Annotated in this window: 18 protein-coding genes; 15 read left to right on the top strand and 3 right to left on the bottom strand. The window is 56.6% G+C overall.

What is annotated here, in order from left to right:
* Window positions 1-158: 158 nt before the first annotated feature.
* The gene (locus FHG12_RS15005) at window positions 159-1,883 is read right to left on the bottom strand and encodes a pyruvate dehydrogenase complex dihydrolipoamide acetyltransferase (protein ID WP_139516495.1); all 1,725 of its coding nucleotides are present in this window, start codon (window positions 1,881-1,883) and stop codon (window positions 159-161) included.
* Between the two features lie 229 nt (window positions 1,884-2,112).
* Window positions 2,113-2,736, bottom strand: coding sequence for a histidine phosphatase family protein (locus FHG12_RS15000; RefSeq protein ID WP_139516494.1), 624 nt, complete (start codon window positions 2,734-2,736; stop codon window positions 2,113-2,115).
* A gap of 80 nt (window positions 2,737-2,816) precedes the next feature.
* On the opposite strand from FHG12_RS15000, the gene FHG12_RS14995 reads away from it, so the two are divergent.
* The 11 genes from FHG12_RS14995 (at window position 2,817) to FHG12_RS14945 (ending at window position 14,664) form a co-directional block, all read left to right on the top strand.
* Complete coding sequence (locus FHG12_RS14995) at window positions 2,817-3,263, top strand: hotdog fold thioesterase (protein WP_139516493.1); 447 nt, start codon at window positions 2,817-2,819, stop codon at window positions 3,261-3,263.
* Complete coding sequence (locus FHG12_RS14990) at window positions 3,260-4,498, top strand: chorismate-binding protein (protein WP_139516492.1); 1,239 nt, start codon at window positions 3,260-3,262, stop codon at window positions 4,496-4,498. Before FHG12_RS14995 ends, FHG12_RS14990 begins: the two co-directional genes overlap by 4 nt.
* A 199-nt stretch (window positions 4,499-4,697) precedes the next feature.
* On the top strand, window positions 4,698-6,605 hold the full coding sequence (menD, locus tag FHG12_RS14985) for a 2-succinyl-5-enolpyruvyl-6-hydroxy-3-cyclohexene-1-carboxylic-acid synthase (RefSeq protein ID WP_139516491.1): 1,908 nt from the start codon (window positions 4,698-4,700) through the stop codon (window positions 6,603-6,605).
* A 138-nt stretch (window positions 6,606-6,743) separates the two neighbouring features.
* Window positions 6,744-7,568: a 1,4-dihydroxy-2-naphthoyl-CoA synthase gene (menB, locus tag FHG12_RS14980; RefSeq protein ID WP_139516490.1), complete on the top strand. Its 825-nt coding sequence runs from the start codon at window positions 6,744-6,746 to the stop codon at window positions 7,566-7,568.
* Window positions 7,569-7,783: 215 nt separating this feature from the next.
* Window positions 7,784-8,656 (top strand): sugar phosphate isomerase/epimerase family protein, encoded by an 873-nt coding sequence (locus FHG12_RS14975; RefSeq protein ID WP_139516489.1) that lies wholly within the window; start codon window positions 7,784-7,786, stop codon window positions 8,654-8,656.
* 178 nt (window positions 8,657-8,834) lie between these two features.
* On the top strand, window positions 8,835-9,557 hold the full coding sequence (locus FHG12_RS14970; protein WP_139516488.1) for an adenylate/guanylate cyclase domain-containing protein: 723 nt from the start codon (window positions 8,835-8,837) through the stop codon (window positions 9,555-9,557).
* Between the two features lie 204 nt (window positions 9,558-9,761).
* Window positions 9,762-11,303: a lipase maturation factor family protein gene (locus FHG12_RS14965; protein WP_139516487.1), complete on the top strand. Its 1,542-nt coding sequence runs from the start codon at window positions 9,762-9,764 to the stop codon at window positions 11,301-11,303.
* A 97-nt stretch (window positions 11,304-11,400) separates the two neighbouring features.
* Window positions 11,401-11,850, top strand: coding sequence for a hypothetical protein (locus tag FHG12_RS14960; RefSeq protein WP_139516486.1), 450 nt, complete (start codon window positions 11,401-11,403; stop codon window positions 11,848-11,850).
* Window positions 11,851-11,979: 129 nt separating this feature from the next.
* Window positions 11,980-12,810 (top strand): hypothetical protein, encoded by an 831-nt coding sequence (locus tag FHG12_RS14955; protein ID WP_139516485.1) that lies wholly within the window; start codon window positions 11,980-11,982, stop codon window positions 12,808-12,810.
* Window positions 12,811-12,934: 124 nt separating this feature from the next.
* The gene (locus FHG12_RS14950) at window positions 12,935-14,080 is read left to right on the top strand and encodes an AMP-binding protein (RefSeq protein WP_139516484.1); all 1,146 of its coding nucleotides are present in this window, start codon (window positions 12,935-12,937) and stop codon (window positions 14,078-14,080) included.
* Between the two features lie 209 nt (window positions 14,081-14,289).
* On the top strand, window positions 14,290-14,664 hold the full coding sequence (locus tag FHG12_RS14945) for a hypothetical protein (RefSeq protein ID WP_139516483.1): 375 nt from the start codon (window positions 14,290-14,292) through the stop codon (window positions 14,662-14,664).
* A gap of 76 nt (window positions 14,665-14,740) precedes the next feature.
* Here FHG12_RS14945 and FHG12_RS14940 read toward each other — a convergent pair whose 3' ends face one another.
* Window positions 14,741-15,547 carry a hypothetical protein gene (locus FHG12_RS14940; protein WP_139516482.1) on the bottom strand — a complete coding sequence of 269 codons (807 nt, stop codon included), beginning with the start codon at window positions 15,545-15,547 and terminating at the stop codon, window positions 14,741-14,743.
* Window positions 15,548-15,637: 90 nt separating this feature from the next.
* On the opposite strand from FHG12_RS14940, the gene FHG12_RS14935 reads away from it, so the two are divergent.
* From FHG12_RS14935 to FHG12_RS14920, 4 genes are all read left to right on the top strand, one after another.
* Window positions 15,638-16,087, top strand: a complete 450-nt coding sequence (locus tag FHG12_RS14935) for an ABA4-like family protein (RefSeq protein ID WP_139516481.1) — start codon at window positions 15,638-15,640, stop codon at window positions 16,085-16,087.
* Window positions 16,088-16,138: 51 nt separating this feature from the next.
* Window positions 16,139-17,026 (top strand): hypothetical protein, encoded by an 888-nt coding sequence (locus FHG12_RS14930; protein WP_230471141.1) that lies wholly within the window; start codon window positions 16,139-16,141, stop codon window positions 17,024-17,026.
* Between the two features lie 103 nt (window positions 17,027-17,129).
* A complete protein-coding gene (locus FHG12_RS14925) occupies window positions 17,130-18,230 on the top strand; it encodes a sensor histidine kinase (protein ID WP_165699414.1) in 1,101 nt (366 codons plus the stop codon).
* Window positions 18,227-18,997 carry a LytR/AlgR family response regulator transcription factor gene (locus FHG12_RS14920; protein ID WP_139516479.1) on the top strand — a complete coding sequence of 257 codons (771 nt, stop codon included), beginning with the start codon at window positions 18,227-18,229 and terminating at the stop codon, window positions 18,995-18,997. Before FHG12_RS14925 ends, FHG12_RS14920 begins: the two co-directional genes overlap by 4 nt.
* Window positions 18,998-19,006: the final 9 nt, after the last annotated feature.

Here is a 19,006-nt window from a genome sequence, read left to right as displayed (position 1 = left end):
CGGGTGCCGCCGACGTAGCTCCCACCACTGGCAAGTATAGAGCTTTTACAATGAACTTATATCTCAGAATTGGTCGCTTCGCTCGTTGATTAGACCGAGGCAGCAAAAAAGCCAGCCCTTGGGAGGCTGGCTTTTTTCAATTGATATGGTTCGTGCTATCAGATGAGCATGCGCATCGGATCTTCGAGCAGGCTCTTCAAGGTTTGCAGGAAAGCAGAACCGGTTGCGCCGTCCACCACGCGGTGGTCGCACGACAGGGTCACTTTCATCACGTTGCCAATGGCCAGCTGCCCATCTTTCACGACCGCCGTCTGCTTGATGCCCCCCACGGCCAAGATGCAAGCATCCGGTGGGTTGATGATGGCCGTGAATTCTTCAATACCGAACATGCCCAAGTTGGAGATGGTAAAGGTACTTCCCTCCCACTCAGCGGGTTGCAGCTTCTTGCTCTTGGCTTTGCCGGCCAGTTCTTTTACTTCCGTAGCAATCGCCGAAAGGCCTTTGCCGTCGGCATTGCGCACTACAGGCACCAGCAGACCTTCGTCCACGGCTACGGCCACCCCAATGTTTACGACTTTGTTCTGACGGATTTTGTCGCCTAGCCACGAAGAGTTGATAACCGGGTGTTGCTTCAGGGCGACAGCGCACGCCTTAATAACCATGTCGTTGAACGACAGCTTCACCGGCGACAGCGTGTTGAGCTGTGTGCGTACTTCCATGGCGCGGTCCATCAGGATTTCCATCGTCAGATAGAAATGCGGCGCCGTGAACAGGCTCTCCGACAGGCGGCGAGCGATAACCTTACGCATCTGCGACACGGGCGTGTCGGTATAGGTGCCTTCGGCGGGCGTCGCAGCTGGAGCAGCAGCCGGTGCGGCGGCTTGCGGAGCCGGAGCAGCGGCGGGCTGTGCTGTTGGCGCGGCTTGCGGTACGGGCGCGGCAGCGGGCTGCGCAGCGCCGGGCTGGAAGCTCTCCACGTCGCGGGAAATAATGCGGCCGTTGTCGCCCGAGCCTTTTACCTGGCTGATGTCGATGCCTTTGTCTTTGGCAATACGCTTGGCAAGCGGTGAGGCCAGCAAGCGGCCACCCGTTTGAGCAGTTGTTGCCGCTTCGGCTGGTGCAGCTTGGCTGGTGGTGGCAGCAGAAGTTGCTTCCGCGGGTGCAGCTGGGGCCGCAGCCGGAGCAGCCGCCCCGCCCGATTGGCCGCCCAGAAGTGCTTGTACATCAGCACCTTCCTCACCAATGATGGCCAACACACCGTCTACGGCTACTGCTTCGCCTTCTTTCGGCCCGATGTAAAGCAACGTGCCGTCGTCGTAGTTTTCCAGTTCCATCGTGGCTTTGTCGGTCTCGACTTCGGCCAGTACGTCGCCGGATTTTACTTTGTCGCCTACTTTTTTCAGCCACGAAGCGATGGTTCCTTCCGTCATCGTGTCGCTCATCTTGGGCATTCGGATGACGGTGGCTTTTTTGCCGTTGCCGGCCGGCGCGGCAGCCGATGCTGGTGCAGCAGCTACAGGTGCTGCGGCCGGTGCCGGAACTGGTGCTGGTTGCGGAGCCGCGGGAGCAGGCGCGGCTTCGGCTTGCGGCGCCGGAGCTGCACTACCGCCCTGTGCACCGCTCAGCAAGCCCGAAATGTCCTCGCCTTCCTTCCCAACAATGGCCAATACCCCATCCACGGGCACGGCATCCTTCTCTTTCGGCCCGATGTAAAGCAGCGTGCCGTCTTCATAATTTTCCAGCTCCATGGTCGCCTTATCGGTTTCCACTTCCGCTAGGATATCCCCAGATTTAACTTGATCACCCACTTTTTTGAGCCAGGCGGCGATGGTCCCTTCGGTCATCGTATCGCTCATCTTGGGCATTCTTATGATTTCGGCCATCTGCTTCTGCGGTGTTGTGTTGTGAGGGGTCAAAATTAGCCCGAAAATCCGGGGGTGCAAACAATATCAGAACTCTCGGTTTAGGGGCAATAATCTGCGAATTTTCGCTTCTGCTGTTGTTCTTGGTTGTTGCTTGAAAGGCTTGTCCGCACGGGCTAGAGTTGCCAATACAAACCTCTTTTTTATGGTCACGTCTCGAATGATTGTGCTGGCAGCAGTGCACTACCATTTACCCATGTTCGATTAAGTGATTAACGTCCAAGAAGTTACGCACCGTGAACATATTGCCGGTGTAATGCAGCTTGTACAAGCACAAGTTACGATGTTCGAACGCATCCATGAAGCTGAGCGGGTAATTGAGTAGCTGACAGAGCAAGACGCGCATGGCGCGGCCGTGCATGCACACGAGCACGGTTTCCTCCTCGGGGCGCGATAACAGCAAGTCGATAAAGGCGCGTTGGCGGGCCGCCACGTCATCGGGGCTTTCGCCGCCGGTGAGGCTGATGGCGGTGTTGCCCTGCGTCCATTGCTCAAGCACGTGATGGTATTCCTCGTCTTCCTCGGCCGTGATGCGTGTGCCCTCTCGGATGCCCCAGCTGATCTCGTTGAGGCCGGCATTTTTCTCGTGCGCAAGTCCCAGATTCAGAAAGCCTTGCACCGACTGCTGGGTGCGCCTGAGCGTAGAGGTGTAGACTTTATCGAAGGGCACGTGTTTATAAGCCGCAAAGAAGCGGGCGGCCTGGCGCCGTCCGGTTTCGTTGAGATCGGAGTCGACGCCGCTGCCTTGCACGATGCCGCGGACATTAAAATCCGTTTGACCGTGCCGGATGAGGTAGATTTTTTTGACGCTCACTTTCCCGCTAGCTTTGCTTGTTCAAGCCCGAAAAGTAGCTCTTTCGGGCCTATAAATCGTCTTTTTTGCCTCTTTTACGCATGACACAGCCCACCCACGATCTCGCTCAACTTAACGCCTGGTGCCGCAATACGCTGGGCGAGCATTTGGGCATCGAACTCACGGAAGTAGGTGACAAATACATTGTGGGGCGCATGCCCGTCGATCGCCGCACGCACCAGCCGATGGGACTGCTGCACGGCGGGGCGTCGGTGGCACTGGCCGAAACGCTGGGTAGCATTGGCGCTACCCTTCAGGTTGATATACGGGAAAAGGCGTGTGTAGGGCTGGAAATCAATGCCAATCACCTGAAAGGCGTGCACTCGGGCTTTGTGGTAGGCCGGGCCTCGGCGCTGCACGTGGGCCGTAGCACCCAGGTGTGGGAAATCCGGATTACGCACGAAGAAAGCGGGGCGCTCGTGTGCATCAGCCGCATCACAATGGCCGTGATCGATCTGCCCAACAAATCGGCTTCCCCAAAAGCATGAGCACTTCTTCCCGACGGGCGGTAGCGTGGCCGGGCCCAGTGCCCGCCGTAACCGACCAACTGCGCTTGCTGGCTGCATTTGCCCTGCAAAGCGGGTTGCCGGTCGCCCTGTGGCGCCTGCCCAACGCCGAACATCCGCAACTGTGCCTGAGCTTTTCGGCCGAAGATGCCTTCACTGGGTTGCCGCCGGCCCTGGAACCCACGGCTCCGGCCGGTTTCGCCTTCTTTCCGTTTCACGACTCCGACCACAATCCGGCGCTGTTTCTGCCCGCCGATGTAGTGTTCAGCGCCGAGCACCCCCACGAACTCGACATCAGCGACGAAGCCCATCTTAGTTTGCAACTATCTGATTTACTGGTATTTATATCAAAATCCGATAGCTGCGATTTTGTGTCGTGGTACGTGAGCCCGCAGCCCATACCGCACATTGCCGACCAAGCCGAGTTTTCGGAGCTAGTGACCAAAGGCGTGGAGGCCATTGAGCAGGGTGCGGTGGTGAAAGTGGTGCCCTCGCGGGCGGCCACGCGGCCCCTACCGCCCGCCTTCGACACGCTGGAAGCCTTCGAGGAATTGCAGCGCCGCTATCCGCGGGCATTTGTGTCGTTGGTGAGTGCGCAAGGCATCGGCACTTGGCTGGGTGCGACGCCGGAGGTGCTGGTGGAAATCGGCGAAGACGGTCGCTTTTGCACGATGGCCCTCGCCGGCACGCAACCCATCGTGGATGGCCTAACACCTCAAAACGCCATTTGGCGGCAAAAAGAAATTGAAGAGCAAGCATTGGTAGCACGTTACGTGGTAAGTTGTTTCAAACAGCTGCGCTTGCGCGAATACACGGAAACCGGTCCGCGCACCGTGGCAGCGGGCGAGCTGCTGCACCTGCGCACCGACTTTTCGGTGAACTTGCGCCAAGTGCCCTTCCCGACCCTGGGCACCGACATGCTGCGTTTGCTGCACCCGACCTCGGCCGTGGGCGGCATGCCCAAGCAAGCGGCCCTCACCTTTCTGCACCAGCACGAGCACTACGACCGCGCCTACTACAGCGGCTTTCTGGGGCCCGTAAACCTGCCGCAAACGGGCGTGTCGCGGCTATTTGTAAACCTTCGCTGCCTGCAAGTGCGGCCCACCCAAGCGATTCTGTACGCCGGCGCCGGCCTCACCATCGACTCCGACCCGCTGCGCGAATGGAACGAAACCGAATTGAAGCTACGCACAGCCGGCGCCGTGCTTGACACATAAATATTTAATTATCAATAATTTATAAACCAAACTGATTACCCTGATTCCTTTTGTTATGCAGAACGTGAGCGAAGCATCTCTCCCGCTTCTTTGAGTTACTAATCAATAGAGATGCTTCGCTCACGCTCTGCATGACACGAATTTATATACCACAATAACCTATTGATTATGAATTACTTAACTATCATTTGAAAATCTCATGCAGGCTGTTCATAATATCGCGGAAATCTGCGCCCAGATGGGCATTACGGATGTGGTGCTGTCGCCGGGTTCGCGCTGCGCACCCCTGACGATTGCTTTTGCGCGGCACCCGCGCATCCGAGTGCGCACTGTTCCCGACGAGCGAGCCGCCGCATTCATCGGCCTAGGGCTGGCCCAGACACAGCGCCGGGCCGTGGCGCTGGTATGTACTTCAGGCACAGCCGGTTTGAACTACGCGCCCGCCGTGGCCGAAGCCTACTTTCAACAGATTCCGTTGGTGGTGTTCACCGCCGATCGCCCGCCGGAATGGATCGACCAGCTCGACGGCCAGACCATCCGCCAAACCGATTTGTACGGTGCCCATGCCAAAGGCACCTTTACGTTCCCCGTCGACACCGCGCACGCCGACGCCAAGTGGCATTCCGAACGCATTGTTACTGAAGCCATTAACATAGCCCAGCAATTCCCGGCCGGACCAGTGCAGGTAAATATTCCGTTGCGCGAGCCCTTTTACCCGAAAGAAGAGGTGCACTTCGAAAAGGTAAAGGTGATTCGGGAAGAAGCGCCAGTGCTCATGCTGGCGGCCGCGGAGTTGGAAACCATCCGCCAAACCCTGCGCCAGATGCCGCGGACGCTGGTTGTGGCCGGACAATACCACCACGACGAGGCATTGTTGCTGGCTCTGCGGGAGTTTGCGGCGGCTTATCAGGTGCCTGTGGTGGGCGATGTGATCTCGAATCTGCACTTGCCCGTGGGCGCTAGTTTTGACGTGCGCAATGTTCCCCTGGGTCGCCAGGATGTGTTTATGGCCGTGCCTGAGCCGGGGCTGAAAGCGGCACTGCGCCCGGAACTCCTGATCACCTTCGGGCAGTCATTGATATCAAAAGCCCTGAAGCTCTACCTGCGCGATTCGGCCCCGCAAGAGCATTGGCATATTCAGCCGGCCGGCGCCGTGGCCGACACCTTCCGCTCGCTGACACGCGTAATTCGGATGGAGCCCGCGACGTTTTTTACAGCCTTACTAAGGCCTGACAGTCAAGATGTTACAGAGCCAGCACTCGCTACCGATTTCTCGAAGAGATCAAGTATGAGTTCGGCAGAGCCGTTGGTCGCCGCCGCGGATGCTACCCGCGTGGCCGCAGCACCCGTTCCCATTGGCTCGCCGCGCCTGACTTGGCCAACGGCAGGTTGGGCTCTGGGGGAAGAGGAGGCCAAACAAAAAGCTGCTTTCCTTACGCCTTGGCAACGTGCCGAGGGCTGGGCCAAAGGCTTTCTGAACGAGTTTTTCAGCGCCAAAGACCAGCCCTTCAACGAGTTCTCGGCCTTCCGAAAAGCGCTGGAATTCGTGCCCGACCGCGCGGCGCTGCACCTAGCCAACAGCATGGTCGTGCGTTACGCCAACATCATCGGGCTGCCGGCCGGCCGCGCCATTGAGGTGTTTGCCAACCGTGGCACGAGCGGCATAGACGGCTGCACCAGCACAGCCGTGGGCTCGGCGCTGGCCAACCCCGACCGCCCTGTGGTGCTGCTCACCGGCGACGTAGCATTCTTCTACGATCGTAACGCGTTCTGGCACAACTATTTAGCTCTAAACCTGCGCGTGGTGCTGTTTAACAACCACGGTGGCGGCATTTTTCGCATGATCGACGGGCCGCGGCAACAACCGGAGTTGGAGGAGTTTTTTGAAACGCGCCAAACACTCACGGCCGAGAACACGGCCCGCGATTTTGGCCTGAATTACTTCACGGCCCGCAGCTTTGCCGAACTAGAATCCGTATTACCGGTTTTCTTTGCGCCCGGCAATTCGCAAAGTGGGGCGGCGCTGTTGGAAATCACCACGGACAGCGCCACCAACGCGGACTTTTTCGAGCATTATCGCGCCTTGGTGCGCTCATCTTTCGCTTAAATCACTTTTTCTATCAGATTGTCATGCCGAGCGCCGCGAAGCATCTCTACTGCTGATGTTGCAGTAGTAATTTCAACGAAGCGGCACAGATGCTTCGCGGCGCTCTGCATGACGGATGACTTTCTTCCCTTACTTACTATGGCCGAACAAATCACCTGGACTCCGATTAAGGAGTTCCGCGAAATCCTTTTCAGCTTTCACGAAGGCATCGCCAAAATCTCGATCAACCGCCCGCAGGTGCACAACGCCTTCACGCCGCTCACGGTGCAGGAGATGATTGAGGCCATGGACATTTGCCGCAACCGCACCGACATCGGCGTCGTGATCCTGACCGGCGAAGGCGGCAAGGCCTTCTGCTCGGGCGGCGACCAGAGTGTGCGCGGCCACGGCGGCTACGTGGGCGAAGACACCGTGCCTCGCCTCAACGTGCTGGATCTGCAAAAGCAAATTCGCTCGATTCCGAAACCCGTCATTGCGATGGTGGCCGGTTGGGCCATCGGCGGCGGCCACGTGCTGCACGTGGTCTGCGACCTGAGCATTGCGGCCGAAAACGCCCGCTTCGGCCAGACCGGCCCGAAAGTCGGCTCCTTCGATGGCGGTTTTGGCGCGAGCTACTTGGCGCGCGTCGTCGGCCAGAAAAAAGCCCGCGAGATCTGGTTTCTCTGCGACCAGTACGACGCGCAGGAAGCCCTCGACATGGGCCTCGTCAACAAAGTGGTGCCCCTGGAGAAGCTGGAAGAAACGACCGTTACCTGGTGTCGTAAGATATTGGAAAAGAGCCCATTAGCTTTACGCATGCTCAAGTCTTCGTTCAATGCGGAGCTCGACGGCCAAGCTGGCATTCAGGAGTTGGCCGGCAACGCGACGTTGCTGTATTATCTCTCCGAAGAGGCCAAAGAGGGCAAAAACGCCTTCATCGAAAAGCGTCAACCCGACTTCTCGAAGTACCCGAAGTTCCCGTAATCGGGTTGGCATTTGCGTAAGAACTCAAAAGGCTCTATACTCCTGTCAGACAGGGTGTAGGGCCTTTTGGCTTTAGCCCTTATTCGCGTAATAATATAGCGTGCCCCGCTAGCCCAAACGATGGAAAGCCAAGTAGCCTCTGCGCTTGTACATCGCCCGATGCGGAGCTTCCGCTTGATATTTTCTTAATTCTACTCTCACCTAAAAGCTGTTCTATGAAATTGAAATTCGTACCCGTGCTGGCACTTTTCGTGGCGCTTGCGGCTTTGCTCAGCTTTGCGCCAAGCAAGGAGTACATTCCGCAAATCGGCCTCGTGGCACCCATTGATCAGGACAGCTTGGTGTATGCCGCTGGTTTCCGCATGATCGGGGAAACCGTAAGCCGCATGGTTTCGCCGGCTCTATCGGAGGAGCAATTCAAGCAAAACTTGTCCCGGATGAAAAAGGCGAAGTGCAAAGTATACCTCTGCAACATTCTCTTTACCGGCAAGATAAAAATCGCTGGGCCGAACGTGAATGACGCCCGCGTGGTAGCGTATGTCGACAGCGTTTTTGCGCGGGCTCAGCAAGCCAACATTCCTTTTATCGTACTCGGCAGCGGGGGCGCTCGCCGGATTCCGGAAGGCTATGATGCGCAGAAGGCCCAGGCTGATTTTGTTGTCTTGTGCCGCAAAATGGCTGTTGCTGCGCAAAAACACGGAATCATGATTGCCATTGAAAACCTTAATTCTTCCGAAACGAATTTTCTGAACACCGTAAAGTCAGCGGCGGAAGTCGTGCGGGCCGTCAACCATCCCAACTTCAAACTCAACGCTGATATTTTTCACATGCTGCGCGAAAGTGAGTCGCCGCAGAGCATTATCGACGCTAAGGATATATTGGTCCACTGCGAAATCGCAGAAAAACAAAACCGCTCGTTCCCAGGCGTGCAAGGCGAAGACTTTAAGCCGTATTTAAGAGCCTTGAGAAAGGCGAAATACAAAGGCAACGTTTTTATTGAGGGCAATACCACCAGCCCGCGTACCGACATACCCTTGGCCTTTAACTACCTAACAAAGCAGATAAAGGAAGTGTACGCGGAGAGGTAAGCATTCCCTTGATGGCGTAGGCATCATAGGTATAGCGTTATCGGAGTCAGTTAGCGCCAGCGCCCACTACATGCGCCCGGTAATACGAGCCAGCAGAACAGTATAAAAAACGTATAACTATTATTAAATATAATGCTAAATTAATCTTGAGGCCGCAGCGAGGGACTTCAAGAGCACTATGAAAGAATCACAGATTTGCTTGGGTTGCTGGGAACATATGCATATGCCAACTGTCATACGTGGGCCCTTTTCTTTTCTTTTCAAGAGTTTTGGCATCAAGAGAAGCCAAATGCATCCAAATCTTTGCACCTATTGCGAAAGCAATTTTGCCAAGATCATGAAGCATAAGCAGATACCCGTTTCCACCACCATTCTCTTTGCTGACATTCGGGGGTACACGGATTTGTCGCAGCAAATAGAAGGCGCAAAAGTGAATGAGCTGCTCAACAGCTTTTACGACCGCTGTTCGGCAGCGATCTGGGAAGAGGACGGGATTGTCAACAAATTCATCGGCGATGCTGTGCTGGCTATTTTCAATTTCCCGTTAATCAGGAAAGACCACGTACAAAATGCGGTAAGTGCAGCTGTTCAGCTGCAAAAAAACTGTCAACACCTAAAAGAAGAAATTGGCCTGAGTGATATTCACACGCTTGGGGTAGGAATAGGAATCCATACAGGCGAATGCTACATGGGGGAAGTAGGAACCACGTACAAAGATTTTACCGCCATAGGCCCGGTGGTCAACCTCACGTCAAGATTGCAGGGGGCGGCCGGCGTAGGTGAAATCATGGTCACGGAGGAAGTATTCAACGAGGTAAAAGAGCAATTTCCCGATGCGCAGAAGAAAACCCTGACCCTGAAGGGCATCAACAACCCTGTAACTGGCTATGTACTTACTTAGAGGCTAACATGTTCATAATTAGCACGTTATAATCAATGCAGCACTACCTGCCTACGGTAGTCATTCTAGCTGTCGAGGCCTTCAAGGAAGGAGTGAGAGGGCAATACTTTAAACGCATTTTTTAACCCATCACTAGTCGCCAACCTTGAAACGTCAGTCGTATTAAGCTTCCATTGGCAACAACCGACCGGAAGTAAAACGACAATGGCTAGCGAATCTCAACGTGCTACGCGCCCCCCGGATAGCCCTCCTTCCTACTGGCTCACCCGATTCGTCCTGTTGCGCCTGCTGGGCGTGATCTATGCGGTAGCTTTTCTGGTAGCAATCAACCAGATTGTCCCCTTGGTCGGCTCCAACGGGCTGCTGCCCATGGAGAGTTACCTCAAGCAGGTAAGCGAGGTACTGGGCTCCGACAGGGCGGGCTTTATGCGCCTGCCGTCGCTGTTTTGGCTGTGGCATTCTGACACGGCTCTAATAACAGTCGCCTGGATTGGTTTTTTGCTTTCCTGCGTCGTTGCGGCCGGTTTTGCGAACGCGCTGATGCTGGCCGTGCTCTGGTTTCTCTACCTGTCCTTCACGCACCTCGGGCAAGACTGGTACAGCTACGGTTGGGAGATTCAGCTGACCGAAACCGGGTTTTTGGCCATTTTTCTCTGCCCTTTGCTCGATCTGCGGCCGTTTCCGCGGTACGCGCCGCCCATGCCCATCCTTATGCTGTTTCGGTGGCTGGCCTTTCGCGTCATGCTCGGCGCGGGCTTGATTAAGGTGCGGGGGGATGAAATCTGGCGCAACAGCACAGCCCTCTACTACCATTTCGAAACGCAGCCCATCCCCGGCCCGCTAAGCCGGTGGTTTCATTTTCTGCCGCGCACGGCGCTGCGGGTGGGCGTCTGGTTCAATTGGCTGGCCGAGATCGTCGCGCCTTTCTTCGTGTTCGGGCCGCGACTTGCCCGACATATTGCAGGAGCGGTGATCGTGTTATTCCAGATTAACATCATTCTCAGCGGTAATCTGTCGTTTCTGAACTGGCTGACGATTCTGCCGGCTTTGGCTTGTTTCGACGATGGCTTCTGGGCCCGGCTGCTTCCCGGCTGGCTCGTTCGAAAAGCGCAGGCGGCGGCTGGGCGGGCCGAAGTATCTAGGCCCATGCGGGCTACTGCCTGGGCCACAACGGTTCTTATTGCTGGCCTCAGCATTCGACCAGCGCTAAACATGGTGTCGCCGGGGCAGATCATGAACACGTCCTTCGACCCGCTGGACCTCGTCAATACCTACGGGGCCTTCGGGACCGTGGGACAGCAGCGGCTCAATGTGGTGTTCGAGGGAACCCTCGACGAAGCGCCCAACGACAGCGCCCACTGGCAACCCTATCTCTACAAAGGCTTGCCGGTGCTGCTAGACCAGAGGCCGCCGCAAATTGCGCCTTATCAGCTGCGGCTGGACTGGCAAATGTGGTTCGCGGCAATGGCCTCGCCGGCCGAATATCCCTGGACGCTGAACCTGGTATGGAAGCTCCTGCACAATGAACCCGGGGTTGTCGGCTTGTTTGCCCATAACCCTTTCCCCAACCGGCCGCCGCGCTACGTCCGGGCCGTGCTGTACCGGTATTGGTTTGCCCAACCCGGCAACGCCCAGGGCTTGTGGTGGCAGCGCGAGCGAGTCAGCATCTGGCTGCCGCCCATGTCCGCCGACGATCCGCAACTGATCGGAGTGTTAAGAAGTGCCGGCTGGATTCCGCTTAAGTGAGCAATACACACCGCCCAAGGCAAGATGATTTTCCTTGGCAGAACGCCGGCCGGCCTTTGCTTCATCCGAACCAGAAGTTACTGCGTAGCATACATTTATGGGAGATGAGGCTTACGACAAGGCTATCCGCCGGATTCGGCGTTTGCACTGGTTGCAGTATCTCCTTCAGGCTGGCCTGACCGCTGCACTGGTCCTGCTGGCCAAACAGCGAGCCGCCGCTAGCACGGCCGTCGAGCCGCAGCTTGCTACCTGGCCCGCCCTGCTTCTGCTGACGGGCTTGCTGGTGCTGGTGAGCGTGCTGGTATACATAGTATCAAAATACATCAAGCCTAATATCCGGCGCCCATCGGCGGAAAACCTGAAGATGTACCAAAGCCGTATCTTCTTAAGAAACAGCTTATTAGGTTTAATCAGTTTGCCGCCCTTGGTATCGTATGCCCTGACTCAGAACCCGTGGGACTTGGTGTTTTTCGTTTGCCTGCTCTTGGTGCTGTGCACTGTGACGGTACCTTCGGCAAGGACTTACCAGCGCTGGCTGATTCAGTAGATTTTTGCTTCATTAAAATCGGGCGCTCCTTCCGCAATCAACAGCTATATAGAAAAAAATAATTTAAGGCTTATTATATACAACCGCCCGCCCCTACCTTTAGCTAAAAATTCAAATGCTTATAAAAACATGAAATACCTCTCGCTGATAGCACTTACTTTCTTAATCTACACACAAGTATTCGGTCAAGGCAATAAAGGTATTATCAACATTAAAAAAGAAGGTAAATATCTATATAGATCTGAAATGGCTTCATGGCTCGGCAGTGATATTTTTACAGAAAAATTCAAAGAGCAACAAGAAAACATTGGCGGCTACTTCTCATATCCTGATAATGAACGCACAAATTGTGTTTTCTTTTCCAAAGACACTGTTCCAAAAGTTATAGCAACTATTTCTTTTGATAGCACTTATAATATTTCAAAAGCTATTGTCGACAGTAAAGAAAGGGTTTTTCTCGACTCAGAAAACGATCTCTATACTATTCGGAGGAAGGCCCTTGAAATTATACGTACTGATACCCTATTTAAAGTTTATCAGAACACCAGGTTGAATCTTATACCAATAATTCAGGGTGATGAGAGAAAAGTTTACGTTTTAACAGGACCGCAAGTCAGTAATGTAGTAATCTTCGGAAACGATTATAAAATAGATTTTAACAAATTTAATGAGCCTACTAATAGGGCCAGAATACATAATAGCATCATTCCTATTGAATATAAACAAGACGAGCAAAAAGGAGCGGTAAGTATGCATAGCCATTTACCCGAAACCGGTGAGTATATAACATCTACTGATATTTGCACTTTAATGCTTTATGAAAAATTTGTTAAATGGAAACAACATATTGTAATATCAAAAACTTATGTCTCTATATGGAGTTGTGATGACGATCAATTATTGACTTTAACTAAAAAGGCTTGGGAGAAGATCTACATCAATCAGAAAAAAAGGAATTAACTACATCCTGTGTTTTTGTATACGCGCGATGAACAGAAGTAAAAAATGACGTCTCGTTAGTAAATTCCGTATGCAGTTGTAGTTAACTCTGTAAATCTTTGCCTTCCGCTTTCTGCTGTCCTTCATGGCTACCGATTCCGATCTCCTCCCCGACTCCCTCCTGCTCAACGGCCGCGAATTCCGTTACGATGACATCCGGCAATACCCAGCCAACAGCCCCACCGAGCTCAACGGCTACGAGGCGAAAGTGCTGGATTTCTGTCGGCAGTGGCTGAACGGGGCGCAGGAGTTTGGGCTGCGCACATCGGGCTCGACCGGGGCACCGCAGGCCATTCAGATGCGGCGGCGGCAGCTGGCGGCCAGTGCCAAGCGCACTGGCGACTACTTCGACCTCGGCCCCGGCGACCGCATGCTCGTGTGCCTCAACTGCGAGTTTGTAGGCGGCCTCATGATGCTGGTGCGCGGCTTCGAGCTGAACCTGCACATGACCATTGTGGAGCCGCACGCCGACCCGTTGGCGCTGGTGTCGGCGAAGGAGCCGTTTGATTTTGCTTCGTTTGTGCCGTTGCAAATGCGTACGGTGCTCGACAACGGCCACAGCGCGCGCCTCAACACGATGCGCGCTATTTTGGTCGGCGGCGCTTCTGTGGACAGCAGCCTGAACAAGGCCATTCAGAAGCTGAAAGTGCCGGTGTACCTCACCTACGGCATGACCGAAACGGCCTCGCACATTGCCTTGCGCCGCCTCAACGGCCCCGAGGCTTCGCCGCACTACCGCGTGCTCCCCGGCATTCACGTCGAGCAGGACGACCGCGGCTGCCTGACCGTGCGCGCAGATGTTACTGACAATCAATTAATTATCACCAACGACCGCATCCGGCTGCTCGATGCGCATACGTTCGAGTGGCTGGGCCGCGCCGATTTTGTCATCAACTCGGGCGGCGTGAAGGTGCAGGCCGAGAAAGTTGAGCAAGTATTGGAAGTAGCTCTAGCTGAGATAGATACCGCAAACCGTCGGTCTTTTGTAATCGGTCGGCCCGATACGCGCCTGGGCGAGCAAGTCACGGCGTTTATTGAAGGAAAGCCGCTGTCTGCTGCGCAAAACAAGCACCTGCTGGCCCTGCTCAGCGAGCGCCTCGACCGCTACGAACGGCCGCGTGAGCTGGTGTACGTGCCCGAATTTCGGACCACTGCCTCGGGCAAGCTCGATCGGTTGGGTACGGTACGCGCCAGCGCTACCACAACCCAAAAAGACGCTGCACAGCCCTAACGCGGCGAAATACCATTGCAGGCCCCAGCTCCGACGAGCCGGGGCTTTTTTTATGTTTTAAATACAAAATAAAGTGTCTGAAAAAAAGCCGTTGCTTTGCAGAACTTCTGCCCATTGGCGGGCGCATTCGGACTTCACATTAGGCTTCTGCCACACGAAGGCTTCGCGCTTTGATTGGACGGGCCCGGTAACTTTCTTCCTAATTCCTCATGAAAAAACTACTACTCTCCTTTCTGCTCCTGGGCTCCGCAACGGCTTACGCGCAAACGACCAGCGCCAACACGGTACACTACGAGTACTGCGAGTTGCTCAAAACCGACCGGCTGAACGACCAGACCAACACCAAGGGCAGCGACATCTTCGTCGATTTCGGCTACGGCTTCGAGAAGCTGGGCGACAGCGAGTTGGCCAAACGGGAAGTGGGCAAAATGGAGGTTTTCTCGACGCCGCTGAGCACGCTCAACTACATGGGCAAGCTGGGCTGGGAAGTGGTGCAACTGTATTCGCTGCCGAATGGCGTCAAAAACCAGGAAACCACCCACATTCTGCTGCGCCGCATTACCACCGCATCAGGCCCGAAGTAACTGATTGACAGTCAGATATTTATAAATAAAAGCTTTTCAAGGGCGCAGACTGCACGTCTGCGCCCTTGGGGTTTTGTTAATATCCTTCGCTTGTGGCTCTGCTTTCGAGGCCGCGCTGGGAAAACAGCCGCTCGTGCCCCCGGAATACCTTGTACAAATCGCCCAAAAACAGCTTGACGCGGCCGTAAAAGATCGGTGCATTCAGCTCGTGCTCCAAGGCGTTGTTGATGAACAGCGTTTGGCGCCAGCCCAGCCCCGCGCCCACGCCCAGCCACCGCCACACGCGGTAATGGCTGGCTACGGAGGGTTCTACGAGCCAGATTAGCTCCTTCGGCGACTTACGCACCTGCCCGTTCGGCAATTCGTAACGCGAAAAAAAGCGCCCGACGCCAAACTGGGTAGGCGTGCTCAGCTCCCAGCGCCGGTTGCCAATGAGCACGTATTCGCCATAGACGGCCACGTACCGAAAGCGCATTTCGGCCGTGGTGGCGGGCGGCAGATCAAGTGGCGTGGGCTCGTCGGACGGAATGCCGCTGCTGAGCAGGTACAGCGCAGCGCCCGTGCGCAGCCGGTTGCGCCATTCTACGCCCAGCTTCAGCCCGTTGATGCCAACCAAACGCCCGTTGAGGAGCGAATAGCGGTTGTCAAATTGAAACACGATCCGGCGGTGCGACTGGTGCACCGCTGCGGTATCGGCAAGGCCGGGCAGGACGTCGTCGGCATACGTCAGGCCAGGCGCTAACAGAGCGCCCAGACACAACACAAAATATTTGCCGAAGGGAAATCGCACGGCGCAAAGGTAGAAGCTGCCGCTTACCTGTACGACGGTCGGCCGGTGTTGGCGCTCACACCAGATATCCGCTTCGCCCTGCGGTTCTGTCACTTCACCCCAAGGAAGAACGGCTTCACTGCTTTTGGGCATCCGAGTCGTGCTGATTTTGAGCAAGTTTGGTCAACGCCAATTGCTTTCGCCATGACTTTCTCCCCTGACGCTCTCTTCTCGCTGGCCGGCTCCGTAGCGCTGCTGGGCTGGCTGTTGCTTGTGTTGCTGCCGCGCTGGCGCGTAACGCGGTGGGTGGTCTTGAGCAACGCCCTGCCGCTGGTGCTGGCCGTGGGTTATACCCTCTTTATTGGAAGGCACTTTCTGGGTCCCGATGCGGGCGCGGGCGGCTTTGGCTCGCTTGGTCAGGTGGCGGCCCTGTTTCGCGATCCGTGGGCACTGCTGGCCGGCTGGGTGCATTACCTGTGCTTCGATCTGGCGGTGGGCGCCTGGGAAGTGCGCGATGCCCAGCGCCGCGGCGTGCCGCACCTGCTGGTGGTGCCGGCGCTCCTACTCACTTTCCAGCTGGGGCCGGTGGGCCTTTTGCTGTACAGCCTCCTGCGCCGCTTCTATGCGGCCAAGCCGGCAATTTCGTCGATCTAGACATGTAGTTGACAACCAATATTTTATAACAAAGCATAATTCTTCATGCTCATGAAAACGCTGACACTTTCTTCGGTCGATTCTTCGGTTTCGATGGGCGCCGCGCCCCAACCGCACAAGCTGCACTTAGGCGCAGCGTTGCGGGAGCGCCTCGTGGTGCTGCACCGAAGCAGCCCGGTACTGTCGTGGGCGGGGTGGCTCAACGTAGGGCTCGTGGGGCTGGCGCTGGTGTTGCTGCCCTTCGACCACCGCGTGGTAACCGGCCTGAACGTGTGGATCAAGCCCCTCAAGTTTGCGGCCTCCAGCGTTATCTACCTCTGGACGCTGGGGTGGCTACTGGCCGACTTGCCGGCCAAGGCCCAACGCGCCGTGCGCTTCATCGCGTGGGGCGTGTCCGTGAGCATGCTCGTCGAGATGCTGTGCATTTATCTGCAAGCCTACCGCGGCACTACGTCGCACTTCAACATAGGCTCCGCCTTCGACGGTTTGATTTTCGGCCTCATGGGGATGTTCATTATGCTCAACACCCTTTTGATAATCTGGGCGTTGGGGCTCTCGCTGCGGCACCGGCCGTTTGGCTCGGCGGGGTATGTGTGGGGGATGCGGCTGGGCTTGTTGTTGTTTCTGGTGGGCAGCGCCATTGGCGGCAGCATGGTCAGCCACATGGGGCACACCATCGGGGCGGCCGACGGCGGGCCGGGCCTGCCGGTGCTGGGCTGGAGCACGCGCTACGGCGATTTGCGCGCCGCGCATTTTCTGGGGCTTCATTCGTTGCAGGCCCTGCCGCTGGCCGGGTGGTGGCTGCATCGCTACGCCCCGCGGTGGCGCAACAGCACCCAAACCCTGGGCATTTTTGCGTTTGCTGGGCTCTATGCCGGGGCCGTGGGCCTGCTCTATTGGCGGGCCATGCAGGGCCTGCCCTTGATAGCCCTGCACTAGGCTGCCCACACCGCCGGCTAATGCTCAAGCTGCGGGCGCCCGCAGCTTGAGCAACCCTTTACTTCTGCGTAAGTTGCCGGCGCACCGAAGCCGGATGAGCCCGATGAACGACCGTCGTCTGTTGCAGTGGGGAATCCCGCTGGTAAGCCTGTTGATGCTACTGCCCAACTTCGGCTATGCCTTCCAGTCTGTGCCGATGTTTCTGATTAGCTGGAGCATTTCGCTGGTATACACAGTGGGCATCTGGTGGGGCACACGCACCATTTGGCAGCGCCTTTACGAGCGGTTTCCGCAGGTCGAGCAAACGGCCCGCCGAATCTGGCTGCTGGCCGTGGGCTGCGTGCTGTACGCCAGCCTCGCCACGCTGCTCATCACCATCGGGCTCGCGCTCGTAGTGCCCCAGTTTGGTACGTTGAGCGCAGAAAGCCTGCTGGTGGGCATGGCCGTAAATCTGGTCCCGACCTCTATTGTATTGCTTGTGTACGAAAGCCGGCACTTTTTCTACCAGTGGGAACTCAACGTGCGGCGGGCCGAACAGCTCAGCCGCGCCGGTGTGCAGTCGCAGCTTGAGGCCTTGCAAAGCCAACTCGACCCCCACTTTCTGTTCAACTCCCTCAACACGCTCTCGGCCCTGATTGAGCCCGAAAACGAGCCTGCTCAACAATTTCTGGAGCACCTCTCCGACGTGTATCGCTACGTGCTGCTAAGCCGCGCTACGCCCACCGTGCCGCTGGCCGAGGAGCTGGCTTTCGTGGATACGTATCTGGCACTACACAAAATCCGCTTCCGCGACAACCTTCTCATTACCAAATCAATACCTAGCGCCGCGCTCGAGCAGCGGGTAGCGCCGCTGAGTGTGCAGTTGCTGGTCGAAAATGCCCTGAAGCACAACGTCGCGTCCCGCGAGCACCCGCTGCATCTGCACCTGAGCGCCGATGTGGCAGCCGGTCATTTCGAAGTTCGGAATTCGCGGCGCCTGCGCACGGCCGGCCTCACGCCCGGCACGGGCATGGGCCTCCAAAATGTGCGCCATCGCTACGAGTTGTTGCAAGCGCCGCGGCCGGTGGAAGTGCTGGTCGACGAAGATTTCTTTACCGTCCGGCTGCCGCTTCTGCCCCCGGACGCCTCTAGCTTACCCGAACCGCATGGCAGCAAACAGCTTACCACTCATCAACATAACATCTTATCTAGCAACAAGATATGAAAGTATTGTTGCTTGAAGACGAATACCCGGCGGCCGAGCGCTTGCAGCGGCTCTTGCACCAAGCCGCGCCCGAAGCGCAAGTGCTGACCGTGCTGGACAGCGTGACGGCGGCGGTGGCCTGGCTGGCCGCCAACCCTGCCCCGGACGCGATTCTGGCCGACATTCAGCTGGCCGATGGGCTGAGCCTCGAAGTGTTTGACCGAGCGGTGGTGAGCAGTCCGGTTATTTTCACCACCGCTTACGATGCCTATGCCATCCGGGCGTTCAAAGCCAACAGCATCGATTACCTGCTCAAGCCCATTAAGCTCGCCGACTTGCAGGCCGCTTTTGCCAAGTTGCGCCAGTGGGGCACGCCGGCCGCATCCAACCCCGATCCGACGCAACGCCTCGAACGCCTCCTCGACAGCCTGCCCCGGCCGGCGCAGCCGTTCAAAACGCGGTTTTTGGTGCGCAGCGGCGAGCAGCTCCTGCCTTTGCCCACCGAGCAAGTCGCTTGGTTTCAGAGCCGCCACGAGGTCACGACGCTCGTCGCCACCGACGGCCGGCGCTTTGTGGTCGATTACACGCTGGAGCAGTTGGAGCAGCTCCTGAATCCGCAGCAGTTTTTTCGCCTCAACCGGCAGTTTCTGGCACATTTGCAAGCCGTACAGCGCCTGCACCCGCATTTCAACGGCAAGTTGAAGCTTGATCTCTCGCCCGCCCCCACGGATGAGGTGATGGTCAGCCGGGAGAAAGCGGGCGCGTTTAAGAATTGGCTGGAAGGCTGACCCCACGCG

This window comes from Hymenobacter jejuensis, from assembly GCF_006337165.1.
In the GTDB taxonomy this organism is placed as follows: Bacteria; Bacteroidota; Bacteroidia; order Cytophagales; family Hymenobacteraceae; genus Hymenobacter; species Hymenobacter jejuensis.
Note: the sequence above shows the minus strand (reverse complement) of the source record. Positions and strands in the feature narration are given on the sequence as shown.